Origin of the sequence: Prevotella sp. MA2016 (assembly GCF_000619825.1) — a bacterium.
GTDB lineage: Bacteria > Bacteroidota > Bacteroidia > Bacteroidales > Bacteroidaceae > Prevotella.
In genome coordinates this window covers 181,787-197,180 of record NZ_KK211036.1, presented here as the reverse complement: position 1 = coordinate 197,180, position 15,394 = coordinate 181,787, and the positions used below count along the sequence as shown (strand labels likewise).

Here is a 15,394-nt window from a genome sequence, read left to right as displayed (position 1 = left end):
TCCGAGCCCTGCGCCAGCACCTCCTACCCCGCTAAAAAAACATCATCCGAGAGCACGGCGGCTCTCGGATGATTTTCATTCCCAATCCTCATCGTCATAGGCATTCATATACCAATATGATCACCACGCCCCCAGCCCGCTGCGCATTAGCAATCCTATCCTCTTCAGCAAACTTTTTCTTTTTCATTTCAATTTCAATATGTTTGAAATTAAGTTACAACTCTAGTCTATGCAGCAAGTATTACAGCTGCAAGAATACCCAATCCTTCTGCAACCATCTTACCATTCCAGAAGTCATCTGTCAACTTATGTTCTATGATATCAGCACAGGTTTTGCCAAAATAATTTCGCCATTTCTCTTAGCCTGCCTAATGCTCATTATTTGCTTTGTGTAATGCTTAAAGCATTGCTCATAGTTGAAAAACTGAATCACTCTATTCATGGCCATCATCAAATTCAACAATCAGCTTCTTAAACTTCTGTTCGTATCGGGCCATTTGCTGGCAATAAGCTTTGTAGCTCGATACTGGTGTATCAACCGTAATACCATAAATGTTCATCGAACCACCATAGCCATTAAGAGTCTTTGGGCTTGGCTTGTAATCCTTTAAACTATATGGCCAAGGAACAATAAAACCACCTTGTTTAACTGCCAGAACATACATATATGTAATAACCTGATGTAGGTCATCGCCATCAATGTGTTGCAGTTTCATGTTGGCATAACGTTTATATTTGGCATCAAGTACCATATCGTCCTTATAGAAATCGGGATACCTTGGAGCACTACCATCCACAAACAAAGACTTTTTACCCTTTAACATCTTGTTTTGAGGATGCTTAAAGCCACAATCTTGCAATATCGTATTCAGATATTCCTCCCAAAGCCAAGCACCATCAAACAGTACGCCATATATCTCATCATCGTTACGTCCGTACTTAATCTCCTCGTAGCGAAGTATCTGCACACAAAGGCGCTGCAGGTGACGGTATTCACTAAAAAACGGATGACTCAGAGGTCGCAGATTCTGATTAATCACTTTTCTGCGATCACTCCAGTTGTAGCTTGGCGTTGCTTCTCTAATTAGCGCAACAGCATCCTTTGTCATATCATCATTCTGCAATATACCACTACTATACTGATGATTGGCGATATGTTCTATAGTATGGCGTATCAGCTGAGTTACGTGGTTATCGTAGGCATACTCTCTTGTAGAATAGGCCACTTTTCCAGCAAAGGGTATATTCATACGGATGTGCCTGGGAACATCTATTCTTCCTCTGATGTTGGCATTATTATATTCACGAGTCTGATACTCCTTATATAGCCCTTGTTGCATAGCCCGCTTTAGGAATGCAGGAAAAAGATAGATCAGAAAGTCGAAAACACTCTCTTCGTCTGTATGATATTTCAAATCAAAGAGATTGATAGCAAACACTTTCTGTAGCATATAATGCAGGAAATAGTCGTCATCGCCCTGCGCAAATCGCGAATGTATCCTTACTTTCGTATCGCGATAACCTATAAAGCCCATAATATTCTTGGTACACAGCTTCCCCTCTTTCACCTCAAACACATATTGCTTTCCAATCTTATCCCCATATTCTTCAAGATTCTGAGGAAAGATTAGCAAATTGGGGTGATCTTCGAGACTCAGCTGTCCAATGGGCTTTTCTGCAATCTTCTGTAGATTCGTCAGATGCAGTTCGTCGCTAATAGGCAGGCCTTCCCAATAATTATCTGCTATTTTAAATAGATGCTTCATCTATTGGCGCTTCGTTATCGTATGCCTTTTTCAGTTCATCCAATTGGTCCTTTGCATTCATATTTCCACGCAGATACTCATTGAGCAAGCCTTTCAGATGGTAGTCCCACAGCTTCTGGAAATCACCATTATAGTCTGAAATCTTTCTGAAATAAGCAGCTCCAATCTGGTATGCCTCACCCAGACCACGCACATTAAGAATAGCATTGTTCAGACTTTCCATTCTTTGTTTGGCCTCATTTTCGTAAGGTGTTCCATCAAGCATCTTCATACTGTCTTTAGCGGTTACCTCTTTCCAAGTAAAGCGGCGTCGCATAGCAAAGTCCATACTTTCTACGCTGCGGTCGATATCGTTCATTGTACCTATAATATACACATTATCAGGCACATAGAAACCATCCTTAAACACATCTCCCTCTTCTATCAGATTCTGATATTGTGTTTTTACACGACCTGCTACACCACGATATCCAGGATCAATTGAGAAGAAGAGTTCACCGAAAATCTTTGATATCTCACCGCGATTAATCTCATCAATGATAAACACTGCAAAATCTTTTTTTGGTGCAGCAAGATTTACTTGAGAATATTTCTGCACAATCTTCAAAGCTGCCTCAGCTGTGATATTGGCTTTATAAACAGTTGAGAGTGTAAAGGTTTTATTATTGTTAAGTTCCAGAATATTCTCCTTTATACCCTTTACAAGCCATCTTACACCTCTATATCGAGGATACTCACCTCCATCTGCACGATAGTCGTATTCACCTGTCACAACTCCAATTGCATCAACTTCTTTGGCAGAATAGCACGATACAACCAAATCTCCAATCTGCATTCCACTCTGGAAGGCACGAAGTACATTCTTACCACCATATTGGAAGTCTGTATAATCATTAAAATCCTCTACATCGCCATATTCATGCCAACCAATGCGAATATAACCGTTATCTAAACAATCTGTTCTAGTTGGGTTATCGTAAGTTCCTCCAAGAGACACTTTCCATACTGTGGGATTGTCATTAATATCACTTAGTGTTTCTGCATCAGCGGTTTCTGAGAGAATGGCTTGTTTACAGAACGACTTGAACACTCCATCTTGACGCTTAAAGCCTACAACACTCTGGTTATTCACTGGCCTCAGGCCCTCTACAAAATCCGTGTAATCATATGATGGATGGAACTGAACAAAACCAAAACGCTTATCCTTTTGGAGTTCATCATCATCTTCAATCTTTAATATCTGTTTTGCTATAGCTTTAGCCAGATAGGTTTTACCTGTACCAGGAGCCCCTGTTAGAATCAAGTTTTTGTTAGTTTTCAGCAATTGAATGTATGCGTCAATACCATCTTTATCCATTGTTATTTCCTCCTCATTATTTATACCTAACAAACTCATAATGTTATCAGCCTCTACACCCTTTACTTGGTGAAAATAGCGGGTGTTACTTGTCATATTTTCCTCGATAGGCTCCTGAGGCAAAGGCTTATGCCACTCTACCATTCGGTGTATCGGATTATCGTCGTTTTTATCAAATATCACATCTGAGGTAACTTTACCCCATCCGTATAAAAGATGAGACACCTTACTACCCTTTTCTTTCATAGAATCAAAAACCACAACTATGTCGCCAGGCCTTACATCTTTCATTAGTTGCCAATACATATTAGGTATCGCCACATCAGTATTACCTACTATTTTTCTATAAGCATCACCCAATGCTTTCTTGGTTTTATAACTGGCGAAATCAAGTTTGCCTTTGGCATCTGATCCCATTCTTATATAATCTTTGGCAAAAGCGTCTTCAAAACGCTTATACATCCACACTTTGCTATCTGATGAGAAGCTATAGGCAGCCAAAGAAAAATCGGGGAACGAATTATAGGGGATAGATTGGCCAGCCATCTTGTTTTTTACATCCTGCATCAACTGAGTGTATTCCGCATAAGTCAGGTGAGGATAATCATCTGCGAAACCATACTTTTTCAGGAGCATTCTGTTTCTACCATCTAGATTCAGATAGTTATAGGGCGAAATCCAATAGAGCACCATTGTTAAGCTATATTTGGGTACGCCATCAGCAATCACCTTGTCGAACAGCAGGCTGATATCTTTTCCTTGGATTACATTTTCGAATATCTCCCAAAGATCATTTATCCTCTCACCGTTATCATCCCAGCTGAAGAAAAAGGCTCTTTGCGAGTTTACTGTTGGAATTCCATTAAAATCTGTTGGCACCTCAGACTTCAGCGAAAAACGCTTCTTAAACAGCTGCAACATGGCCACTCTATTTATAACCCTCAACGGACGGTTGAATATAGCGAAAACCGAAAACGGGTCAATATCCGTAATCTTCGAGCCATCATGCATGTGCAGATACTCCACTAGTGAGCTCTCACCTACTTGTGATATATCAGAGTATATCCAATCTACCAGCGGTTTTCTGTTATTCTTGCACGATAGCAGCGCCTGTGCCAATTCCGTATATAACGGTATCCATTCTAATTCCATAACGTTATCGTTTTAGGAGTTATTATTTCTATTAATATTCATCATTAAATCGAGATAAGAATCCGTTTCCTATGAGTACAAGTCTGTTCATTTCTGTTTATATATTTTATGCCGTTACCCAGCCGTAGCCTTGGATGGCCATATCGACAAAATGGTTCATAATCAGGTTTGTTTTCTCTACAAACGATACTCTATCGTAGCTTTCTGGTAGGTCGTTATTCAGAGATACCTGTATGAGTGAGAACACTTTCTTTCGGGGCTGTTCGTCCTTATACCAGTCAACCACCATGAAGTTATCCTTCTCGGCCTTTAGTTTCTGATACAGGTTCTTTGCTGCCAAGATTACTTTCTGCTCTTCGGCCTTTGTAAGTTTCTTACCTTGAATCAGCAAATCGTATATTTCAAGTTCCTCTTCCTCCAGACCAAGGTCGGTAGAGCGTCCTTGTTCTTTCTTCAATTCCTCAATCAGCTGCAGCAGCTTCTCGTAATAATCCTCGTTCTCACTTCCTCCTGCATTATAGCGATTAATGATACTCTTATAACGCTCAGAGAATGATATGCGCATACAGTTCTTATTTATCATCTGCTGCAACAGTTGTTCTATAAATATGCGCAGGTCGTCAATCTCTAATGCCTTATATGGGGTAAGACTGATTTCCTTGCGTAAATCATCCACATTTATCTTGCTCAGGTCGATTACCTTGCCTTGATGTATTACATAGTCGGCATTATCGCATACCTGATTAGTAGATGTCACGCTCTGGTCCAGTTTCTCAGCCATTCTGGCCTTGGCACGTTGCAGTTTCTCATCGTCAATCTGATTACAGAACAGACCGTTGAGATAGCTGATAGGTGCAAACTTGTTATTATGCCAACCACGTTCGAATATCTCTGGCTTACTGGCATCGTATAGGTTCATCAGCAGATTGCTTAGCACCTTGAATCGGTCTTTCCACTCGTCTTTCTGTAATATCCTATCAAATGCCTGTCGCAGCATCTCTAACCTATCCAACGTGTTTGTCTCTGCAATTATTTCGTCTAAGTTAATGCCAAGCGTCAACAGGAAGGCATCGCACTCTACTATGCAGTTGTCGATATTGGTAATAAGCTGCTCAATGTTCTTGGCAGGATAATCGCCATCCTCATCGCCTCTTGATGCATAATCACTCAGAGCCTCCTGCATATATTTAAACACGTTTACGTAGTCGACGATGATACCACATGTTTTGCCTGGGAATACACGATTTGCACGTGCAATGGCCTGCATCAGCGTATGACTCTTCATCGGCTTGTCGAGATACAGCGTAGATAGTGATGGCACATCAAAGCCTGTAAGCCACATGGCACATACAAATACCAGACTTAAGCGGTCGTCCTTATCCTTAAACCGGTCTTCGATATCCTTGCCATCGGTGGTAATCCTATTCATCAGTTCTCTATGCTTGGTGATATCAAGCCCCTGCTTCATGAATTTATCCTTTTCTTCGGCTTCTTCGCTGATTACCACAGCCATCTCAACGCGGTCCATATAGCTCAATATACGGTTTATTTTTTCGCGTTCCTCTTCTGTCTTGGCTTTATTTCGCTGTTTTATCAGTTCTTTCTGTTCCTCAGCCCAGTAGTACTGTACCTTATCGTACATCTTAACAGCCGTGTACTTATCTACACTTACCACCATACCCTTTCCAAGGAATCCTCTACGTGGGAAATGGTGCGCTATATCCTGGGCTATCTTATTCAATCGATCGTCACGCTTAATAACCTCAAGAATTCGAGATGAGCTATTTTCCAGCAGTTCCTGTTCGCGGTCGTTCAGATTCTCCTCTTCTACAATTTCGGCAACATCGGTATCCAGCCAGTCGTTGGTAAGTCCCACTTCGGGTACTCTACGGCTATAGAACAATGGCACAGTTGAACCATCTGCAATCGCTTCGGCAAAGTTGTACTCCGATACATAGTCGCCAAACCACTGGTTGGTAAGTCGCTTTGAACCAAGTAGCGGGGTTCCTGTAAAAGCTATATAGTTGGCATTTGGCAATCCTGTATGCATATTCTCGGCCAGCTGCTTATACTGTGTGCGATGAGCCTCATCTACCAGTACAAAGATATCGTTACGCTCAGACAGTATGGGGTATTTCTTCTGCTTGTCGTATTGGAATTTATGTATCAGCGTAAACAGCATGGGCTTGTTGCTCATCAGATATTCGCGTAGCTGTGCAGAGTTCTTTGGCTGGCATTCCTCCTTTTCGCCTATCACCTCCGAGCGTACAAACGTCTTGTGTATCTGCGTATCAAGATCGTCGCGATCAGTTACAATCAGGAACGTAAAGTTGCCATGCAACTTACGCCTAACCTTCCTTACAAACATCACCATCGAGTAGCTTTTACCAGAGCCTTGTGTATGCCAGAACACACCTAACTTTCCGTTAAGTTCCTCGCGACGTTCCACACTCTTCATCAGGTTATTTACGCCCAGGAACTGGTGGTTCTTAGCGATAATCTTTACACGCTTATTATCGAAGAATATAAAGTTCTCGATATAGTCAATCAGTCGTTCTTTCTTAAACAGACCGTCTATCAGGTATTGTATAGACAGGCCATGCTCTGCTATCTGGTCTCTATCCAGTTTTTCCTTCTCGTTATCAACACGCAGCCACTCAAAAAAGTATTCGTAGCCAGCACTCCAAGCACCTATTTTGGTTTGCAGTCCGTTCGAAAGCACGCAAATCTGATTCAAGGCAAAGATATTGGGTATATCCTCACGATACGAAACCAGATTCTTATTATACGATTCCTCTACTTTTACGGTAGAGTTCTTCAGTTCGATAAATACTACAGGCAGTCCGTTTACAAACAGCAGCACATCGGGGCGGCGATAACGATAATGTCCCTTTATCCACATCTGATTAACGCAGTGGAAGTCGTTGTTCTCTATGTTGTCAAAGTCTATCAGCTTAACTATCTCAAAGTCATCGCCTTTAGCCGTACGTGTGTCAACCCTCAGTCCGTTACGCAGTTGGTTATACAGTCGATAGTTCACATCCACCATATCCTGACTGCTAAAGTCTCTACGGTAGTCGTTTACTATACTGTCGATGATATCCTCGCTAACGTTTGGGTTAATGCGCTTGAGTGCATTGCGGAACACTTCTGGTAGTATACATTCCTTCACACTGTTACGACCAGTAACGCTAACATCGTCCTGTTTCTCTACGCTGGGGTCGCATTCTATGCGAGTCCAGCCGTATTCCGGCTGCGATAAGCGATTACATATCGCCTGCTCTATATCGTCTTCGCTGATAAAGGATTTCATAAGCACTACTTTTTCAATAATTTCCAATAACCAGTTTTATTACCTCCTATGCGTTCTATGATGCCTGCATCACGAAGCACGGAGATATGTTTACGAACCATTCTGTCGCTGATGCCTAAATGGCTGCCAACGGTCGCTGCCGAAGCATGTCCATCTTCCATTAATTCCTGATATACATCCCATACTGCATCCGACAAATCGGGATATTGAAGCCTGAGTTTATTAGGAACTTTATTAGGAAGTTTATTAGGAACTTTATCGTGCAGTTTATCAGGCAATGCCTCACCTTGGTGCTCTTTCAGTGTCTTGTAGATTTCGTTCAGCATAAAATCAATAAAAGGCCCCGACTGCCCTGCATTACTGCTGGCAGTGATGGCATCATAATACTGTTGCTGGTTGGCATACACCATATTTTCTACAGGCAGATGTTCGAACAGCGGATGCAGCTTGCCTAATATCAGCGACTGCCACAGTCGCCCTGTTCGTCCATTGCCATCAATAAAGGGATGGATAAACTCAAATTCATAATGGAACACGCATGAACGTATCAGCAGATGATCCTTTGAATATTTCAGCCAGTTAAACAGGTCAGCCATCAGCATGGGCACTCTTTCGGCTGGTGGAGCCATATGCACCAACCCTTTCTCACCAAACACCCCTACACCACCTTTGCGATAATGCCCAGCATCGTCAACCAATGCTTGCATCATCACGCCATGAGCCTTCAGCAGGTCTTTCTCATTAAAGGCATCAAGTGTAGGGTATAACTCGTAAGTTTTAATGGCATTCTTAACCTCCTGAATCTGACGGATTGGAGCCACCACATTCTTACCATCAACGATGTCGCGCACCTCATCCTCCGACAGCAAATTGCCCTCAATGGCCAATGATGAGTGAATGGTTTTGATGCGGTTCGCCTTGCGAAGTCGCAGACCGTCCTCCTGTTCCAAACGAATGGCATAGCGCTCTATCTGTGCAGATATTTCAGCTATCAAGTTGATGGCGTCTGCACTTACCGTAAATGGTGGTATATATGATGGTTGTTTGCTCATAATCGTAGTTTTATATATTTACTTCGAGTTTACCTGACATCAAGCGAGGGAGTAGCAAATCACGCTGGCGAGAGAGAAGAGTATTTTGTTTTTGGAGGTTTAGTATTTCACTGTAAAGACTTTCTAATTTACCATTCCACTTTTCCGCTATTTCTATATTGGGTAAAGCTATCTTAAGCCTTCCTATTTCCTCTGGTTTAATAGATGGATATGTAGCTACAGCTCCTTCTGCTATCAATTGGCAATAATCAACAACTTCTTGTGATGACAGGAAAAGATAAATTATGTTAGCTATGTCATATTTTGAATCAAAAACAGCAAAGCCCGTAGATACAATCAGATTATCAGGAATATTCTTTAGTATTCCATAATGCTTCAGATTGGGTCTAACCGTAGAAAATACAATACTGTTGTGTTTTACAATTCTTCTCGCTCTACTTGGGGCTTCTTCAAAAACATAAGATTCAGTACCAACAATTTGATTGCACGTAATGGAACTCGTATCTAAATACTCTATTTCTAATCCTTTATTTTTAGAATTTAGTGTTTTACGATTTATATCGCATAGTTTACTGATGCTCCATATTTTCCACCCCTTGGGCAAGCCACTTTCAAACTCAGCCTTTTCGTGACCAGGGAAACGGAAGCGGCCAAACCACTCCTTATAAAGATTCTCTGCCAATTGCTCCAACAGGCGAATGCGTTTGTTGTTGTTCTCTATCAGATTGTCATAGGCAGAAAGAATAGAAGCAATGCGATGCTGACGTTCCAATGAAGGAATTGCAATCTTGCATTTCATTAATGCAGGTTGTCTTAATCCTTCGACAGTCGAACCTGTAGCCCTTGCCTTCAATTCTCCATAAAACAAGTCTGATGCCATATATTGGAAGATGTATGAAGAGCAATAATCATTTTTAATTCTAAGAGCAAATAATCGCTGGCTCAACACGATCTTTTCATCAGAATTCCATTGAAAAACCTGTCCAAATGGAGCTTCAGAAGTTATAAGAATGTCACCTTTAATTATTTCTTCCTTCATCCATTTTTTGTACAAATCCTCATTTACATAACGTATTTTGTCTTCTGCAACAATTTCTTTTGTTTTAACATTCAAGGCTGACAAAGCTCGATAACCAGACGAGCTCCATTCGCCACCAAGCTTCAATGGAGTCTTCCCTCTATAATCAATGACTAATTCTACTAAATCTTTGAGAGGCTTATATTCTATTTTCATACCTCAATCCTCCCCAAACAATTCTTTCATGTTTTTATCTATCTCTGCCTGAAGAGCAAGAGCCTCTTTATTGAGTTCAGAGAACTCAGCATGGAGTCCCTTCATGGTATCACGGAACTCATCCGCAGTCATTCCGTCATCTTCGATCACGACACCGACGTAGCGACCTGCATTCAGCGAATAGTCTTGATCCTTGATACCATCCTCGCCTTCGAGTTTAGCCACCTTACAAAGACCTATCACATCCTGATACTTTCCCTCTGGCCAACGCTCCAAGAGCCAATCTACTTGATCCTGTTGGCCTGCAGCCTTGTATTCATCCACAAGCGCCCAGAAACTATCAGAATCGCCCTCATACAGACGACTGATAATGCCAAGGTTCTTAATCTGCTCGTCAGAGAACTTACGATGCGCACGGTCTACCTGAGTAAAGATGTTGCGTGCATCGATAAAAAGTATCTCATCTTTGTTAGTGCGTTGCTTGTTAAAGAACCACAACGTAGCAGGCAGGGTAACAGTAGAGAACATATTGCTGGGCAATGTCACCATCTGACTGATGATGCCATCCTCAATCATCTTCTTACGAATCTCCAGTTCCGAACCTCCTGCATCGCTCGCAGAGTTGGCCATTACCAGAGCAGCCTTACCATTATCGTTAAGCGCTGTTGCAAAATAGCCTATCCACAGATAGTTAGCATTGGGTACTGTCTCTTTCTTGTCGCTTGCTTTCTTAGTCGACTTTGTCTTGTTACGAGGCACACCATAGGTATTGAATCGCTTATCATCAATAACTCTATCCAGTACCACCTCATCTACATTGAATGGTGGATTAGCCATCACATAGTCGAATGCCTCGAAAGCATTGTATGGGTCGCTATAGAATGAGTTGGCCTCTGTAATCTCGCCACGCACATTGTTCAGCAGTAGATTCATCTTTGCCAGTTTTACGGTATCGGGCTCTTTCTCAACGCCATAGCAACGGAAACGCATCATGTCGTCGCTGCTGGCATTGTGCTTATGCATGTAGCGTGCAGCCTGTACAAACATACCACCTGATCCACAAGCAGGGTCCAGGAATTTCTTATCACCAGTTTTTGGCTGAAGCACTTCAACCATATACTGTACTACGCTGGCTGGCGTGTAGAAGGCTCCTCCACCCTGACCTTCGGCCAAAGCAAAATTGCCAAGGAAATATTCATAAATCTGACCGAACAAATCGATACTGATATCCTCGGGAATATCCTTAAATACACGTACGATACGGCTCAACAGCTCAGGCTCCTCTTCGGGTACCAGCTGACCGTAAACCTCCTTAGGCAGCACACCCTCCATCTTAGGGTTCTCCTGCTCGATAGTTTCCATCGCCTTCTTCACCAGCACTGCCTTATGAGCATCATCTGGTGCATCGTTGATAGTATCGTAATAGGCACATTCTGGAAGGAAGAAACCACACTTTTCGATGGCAATATCCTTATAATCCTTCTCCATTCGAGTACCCTTATACTGCTGGTATTCAGCGTCAATCTCTGCCTTGTGTTGTTTAAAAAGAATATCTGCATAGCGCAGGAATATTAATCCAAGAATAGGCTGACCATATTTATTGGCCGCCAAATGCGCACCGGCACGCAGCATATCAGCCGAGTGCCAAAGATTATCTTTTAGCGTTTTGAGTTCTATATCTGTCATTTATTATTTCAATTAATCATCGATTGCAAATTCATCTGCAAAGATAATAAAATAATCTGAACTACACAAGTTCGCCCCTGGATTTATTAACATTCAGAGCGTTTTTGCTCAAAATATAAATGTTTTATTATCCCAATCACTCAGTCCATACTCGAAATTGTTTTCAATGCGGATGCAAAGAAACTAATATTTATGAAATATATGGCAAAAAGTTTGGAGGAAACTTAATTAATGATTACCTTTGCCGCCATACAGAAGGATATATGGTTAAAGCCAGAAAGTTATGATTATGGAAAAGAAAAGTAATACTTACCAGATAGCCTCGGAGATTGAGTGGGAACAGGCCGGTGAAGGCGTTGTTCGTCAGATCATGGGGTATGATGAGAACTTAATGATGGTGAAAGTGAAATGCAATCAAGGATCGGTTGGCACGCTGCATCAGCATCCACATACGCAGACTACCTATGTGGCCAGCGGATGCTTTGAAGTAACTATCGGAGAGGAAAAGAAAATCCTAAAAGCTGGAGATGGCTATTATGTTGCTCCAAATCTGCCTCATGGTTGCGTATGCCTTGAAGCAGGTGTTCTCATCGACACCTTCACCCCCATGCGCGAGGACTTCCTGAAATAAAAATTATAGTTAAAGTTATGACACACGATCAATTTGCAAGGGTATCGGTAGAGATGCCAGAGATTGACGCCACCAAGGGTACAGCATTTGAACTCAAACAGAATCCTGGCTACTAGGGCGCAATGGGGGGTAATAAAATTTGATTTATGGTCTAAATAATTTTGTAAAAAGTTTGGAGGATATGGATTTTTTTCATATCTTTGCGGCGGTTAAAAAATTTTTTACTATAAATCAAATAAAAAACTGTATGAAAACAAAACTAATTCATTACCTTGCTACAGCGTCCATAATGCTGCTGGCAACCATCGTTGGTACAGGATGCGCGTCCTATTCCGACAATCCCGCTAATGCGTCAAATAAACTAACTGATGCCGAGAAGGCAGAGCTGCTAGAGCGGGCTTACGTGTATGCACTGCCACTGATGCTCATGGATGCCACTTATCTGCACATGACCAACGTGGTGAAGCCCGTGGGGCAGCAGCAGGCACCTCCCAACCGCCTGATTCATGCCCGCGTGCTGGCCAATGCTAATACCAAAGAGGTGGTGACACCTAACGTGGACACGAACTACACACAGGTGATGATGGACCTCTCAGGAGATGCACTCGTGTTGCGCCTGCCTCACACAGACCGTTTCTGTCTGGCACAGATCCTGGATGCCTGGAGCAACTGTATAGCTGCACCTGTGGCTACTGACATCGAGGGCGATTATGGCTACTACTGTTTTACAGGGCCGAACTTCAAAGGTGAGGTGCCTGCCAGCATGACGCATATAGCAAGCCCTACCGACCACGTGTGGATGCTGCTGCGCACTGTGTGCAAGGGTAAGGACGACCTGCCCAACGTGCATGCCATACAGGACGAGATGCGCACTTATATGCTGAACGACTATCTGACCACTGGCGCAGAATATACTGGTAAGGGTACGCACAACCCTGACTACGACTTTAAAGCACCTGTGGACTACATCATGACAATGCCAATGGACAAATTCTTTGCACGCGCCAATGAGCTGATGCTGACCAATCCGCCTGCAAAAGAAGATGCAAAATGGCTGGCCGACCTGAAGCGTATCAACGTAGGGCCTGGACTGAAGTTTGATGCTTCTATCTTCGGCAGCGAGGCTGAGAAGTTGTGGACAAACCTGGTGACCAATATCATCGCTATCACCACACCACGCAGTCAGCAGTTTGTGAAGCCTAATGGCTCTTGGCAGTTCTATGGAGAACCTATCGCTGAGTTTGGTACCGAATATTATTATCGCGCACTGATAGCTGTGGCAGCGCTGGCAGCTAATCCTGTAAGCGTGGCTGTATATCCACGTGCCAACGTTGATTCAGAAGGAAAGCACCTGAATGGTAACCACCGATATTGCCTGCATATTGATGCCGACAACTGGCCTGACACGAAGCCTTTCGGCTTCTGGAGTGTGACGCTCTATGGCGAAGACAACTTCCTCTATGACAACGAGCAGAATCGCTATAATATCACCGACCGCGACAACTGGAAGCGCAATGATGATGGATCGCTCGACATCTATGTTTCGCACGAAGCAGATACGGAGCATCCCGACAACTGGCTGCCTGCACCTGCTGACGACTTCCATCTCATCTTCCGCATCTACAACCCAGTGGCTCGTATCGCTCATAACGAGTGGACCATGCCTATCATCACCCGCCTGGACTAATCGGGTTTAGATACAAAAAAAGCCACCTTCAAGTTTTTTGAGGGTGGCTTTTGCTATTTCAGCATCTAATAGTAGAGCGGGGTTTTTGTATGTTAGAGGCTGTGATTTAGGGCACCTTGGGGGTAAGCGTCCAGGTAAGGTTGTTGCTACCAGTGCTTGAGGTGGCGAAATTCAGGTCGGTCAATCCCGTGCCATCCCAATCTTTGCTGGTTACGGTTACCCCGGCAATGCTTACTGCGCCACTGTCATTGTCACTAAATCCTTTTCCTATCGGCCAGGCAGCAGTAGCGTAGTTTCTGGTAGCTTGAACCTGGGTGATGCCTGCAGTAATGGTGATACTGCCAAAGGTGCTATCACTTCCGCTGCCGATGCCAGCACCATATTGACCAGAATTGGCATTAACCGTGCCGCCACTTATGGTGATAGCGCCGCATGAAGAGCCACTGAAACCGCTGCCAATGCCTGCGCCATAGCTACTAGAACTTGCATTAACCGTGCCGCCAGTGATGGTGATATTACCGCATGAGGAGCCACTGAAACCGCTGCCAATGCCTGCGCCCCAATCACCAGAACTGGCAGTAACCATGCCGCCACTGATGGTGATATCGCCGCATGAGGCTTTATGACCACTGCCAATGCCTGCGCCATCCATACTAGAACTGGCATAAACCGTGCCGCCACTTATGGTGATAGCACCGCTTGAGGCATTATAACCGCTACCGATGCCTGCGCCATAGCCAGCGGAACTGGCAGTAACCGTGCCGCCACAGATGGTGATATCGCCGCATGAGGCGCCATCGTAACCGCTGCCAATGCCTGCTGCATCATCGCCACCAGTGGCAGTGAGCGAGCCTGTGCCACTGATGGTGAGCGTGGTGCCCACGGGACCAGCCTGAATGCCGGGATAATCCTCATAAAATCCCTTAACACTATTAGCACCAGTAATGGTGATGTTGGCATCGTACAAGCAGGTAAGGCCTGCCCATTTGTAAGCCTCGTCGTCCACACCATTGATGGTGATATCTTTCAGCTCTACGCTGGCACCTGCGGCGATGCTAATCTTGTAGTTGCCGGCCAGGGTGCCCGTAAGCACATCGCCATTCTGAGCTATGTAATCACCACTCAAAGCTGCAAGATTGATAGCTGGATCTACTGACAGCTCATAACTGGCTGTCTTCTTTTCATAAGCGTATTCGTCAGTATCAGTGATAGTGGCTGTGATAGTGGTAGTACCAACACCTACTATCGTTACCTCACCACTGGTGGCATTAACAGTTGCCACTGTAGGATCACTCGATTCGTATGTCACCACGCCATCACCCACTATGGTGAGCGGATTGGTAAAAGCTGCATCATTCTTATACTTTTCAACACTAGCTTCAGCAAAGCTAATACTGCCTTCGCCCTTAACGACCGTCACTTCAACCGTCTTGGTGTTCTCGCCGAAGATTTCGGTGCGGTAGTACTCATCTTCGCCCTGGGCTTTGATGGTGATAGTGGTGGTGCCTTCGGCTAT

General features: G+C 43.6%; 9 protein-coding genes. 2 read left to right on the top strand and 7 right to left on the bottom strand.

The features are described 5' to 3' along the window. Nucleotides 1–434: 434 nt before the first annotated feature. From T360_RS15280 to T360_RS0111480, 6 genes are all read right to left on the bottom strand, one after another. The gene (locus tag T360_RS15280) at nucleotides 435–1,766 is read right to left on the bottom strand and encodes an McrC family protein (RefSeq protein ID WP_051523545.1); all 1,332 of its coding nucleotides are present in this window, start codon (nucleotides 1,764–1,766) and stop codon (nucleotides 435–437) included. After that, nucleotides 1,750–4,275 carry an AAA family ATPase gene (locus T360_RS16565; protein WP_231488163.1) on the bottom strand — a complete coding sequence of 842 codons (2,526 nt, stop codon included), beginning with the start codon at nucleotides 4,273–4,275 and terminating at the stop codon, nucleotides 1,750–1,752. The genes T360_RS15280 and T360_RS16565 overlap by 17 nt, the downstream gene beginning before the upstream one ends. A 106-nt stretch (nucleotides 4,276–4,381) precedes the next feature. After that, complete coding sequence (locus T360_RS0111495; RefSeq protein WP_028912919.1) at nucleotides 4,382–7,588, bottom strand: type I restriction endonuclease subunit R; 3,207 nt, start codon at nucleotides 7,586–7,588, stop codon at nucleotides 4,382–4,384. Between the two features lie 5 nt (nucleotides 7,589–7,593). Continuing rightward, nucleotides 7,594–8,640 carry a Fic family protein gene (locus T360_RS0111490; RefSeq protein ID WP_036929520.1) on the bottom strand — a complete coding sequence of 349 codons (1,047 nt, stop codon included), beginning with the start codon at nucleotides 8,638–8,640 and terminating at the stop codon, nucleotides 7,594–7,596. Between the two features lie 10 nt (nucleotides 8,641–8,650). Next, nucleotides 8,651–9,874, bottom strand: coding sequence for a restriction endonuclease subunit S (locus T360_RS0111485; protein WP_028912917.1), 1,224 nt, complete (start codon nucleotides 9,872–9,874; stop codon nucleotides 8,651–8,653). 3 nt (nucleotides 9,875–9,877) lie between these two features. After that, the gene (locus T360_RS0111480; protein ID WP_028912916.1) at nucleotides 9,878–11,560 is read right to left on the bottom strand and encodes a class I SAM-dependent DNA methyltransferase; all 1,683 of its coding nucleotides are present in this window, start codon (nucleotides 11,558–11,560) and stop codon (nucleotides 9,878–9,880) included. Between the two features lie 289 nt (nucleotides 11,561–11,849). Between T360_RS0111480 and T360_RS0111475 the strand changes: the two genes are divergently transcribed. Together T360_RS0111475 and T360_RS0111470 are read left to right on the top strand one after the other, a co-directional pair. After that, on the top strand, nucleotides 11,850–12,191 hold the full coding sequence (locus tag T360_RS0111475) for a cupin domain-containing protein (protein WP_028912915.1): 342 nt from the start codon (nucleotides 11,850–11,852) through the stop codon (nucleotides 12,189–12,191). A gap of 247 nt (nucleotides 12,192–12,438) precedes the next feature. Beyond that, nucleotides 12,439–13,878: a DUF1254 domain-containing protein gene (locus tag T360_RS0111470; protein WP_197019308.1), complete on the top strand. Its 1,440-nt coding sequence runs from the start codon at nucleotides 12,439–12,441 to the stop codon at nucleotides 13,876–13,878. A gap of 106 nt (nucleotides 13,879–13,984) precedes the next feature. On the opposite strand, the gene T360_RS0111465 is transcribed toward T360_RS0111470, so the two are convergent. Next, a partial coding sequence (locus tag T360_RS0111465; protein WP_028912913.1) for an Ig-like domain-containing protein occupies nucleotides 13,985–15,394 on the bottom strand: 1,410 nt, incomplete at its 5' end.

Excerpts from the sequence above, each read along its gene's own strand:
- T360_RS15280 (WP_051523545.1), bottom strand. The coding sequence starts at position 1,766 with ATGAAGCATCTATTTAAAATAGCAGATAATTATTGGGAAGGCCTGCCT.
- T360_RS16565 (WP_231488163.1), bottom strand. The coding sequence starts at position 4,275 with ATGGAATTAGAATGGATACCGTTATATACGGAATTGGCACAGGCGCTG.
- T360_RS0111495 (WP_028912919.1), bottom strand. The coding sequence starts at position 7,588 with ATGAAATCCTTTATCAGCGAAGACGATATAGAGCAGGCGATATGTAAT.
- T360_RS0111490 (WP_036929520.1), bottom strand. The coding sequence starts at position 8,640 with ATGAGCAAACAACCATCATATATACCACCATTTACGGTAAGTGCAGAC.
- T360_RS0111485 (WP_028912917.1), bottom strand. The coding sequence starts at position 9,874 with ATGAAAATAGAATATAAGCCTCTCAAAGATTTAGTAGAATTAGTCATT.
- T360_RS0111480 (WP_028912916.1), bottom strand. The coding sequence starts at position 11,560 with ATGACAGATATAGAACTCAAAACGCTAAAAGATAATCTTTGGCACTCG.
- T360_RS0111475 (WP_028912915.1), top strand. The coding sequence starts at position 11,850 with ATGGAAAAGAAAAGTAATACTTACCAGATAGCCTCGGAGATTGAGTGG.
- T360_RS0111470 (WP_197019308.1), top strand. The coding sequence starts at position 12,439 with ATGAAAACAAAACTAATTCATTACCTTGCTACAGCGTCCATAATGCTG.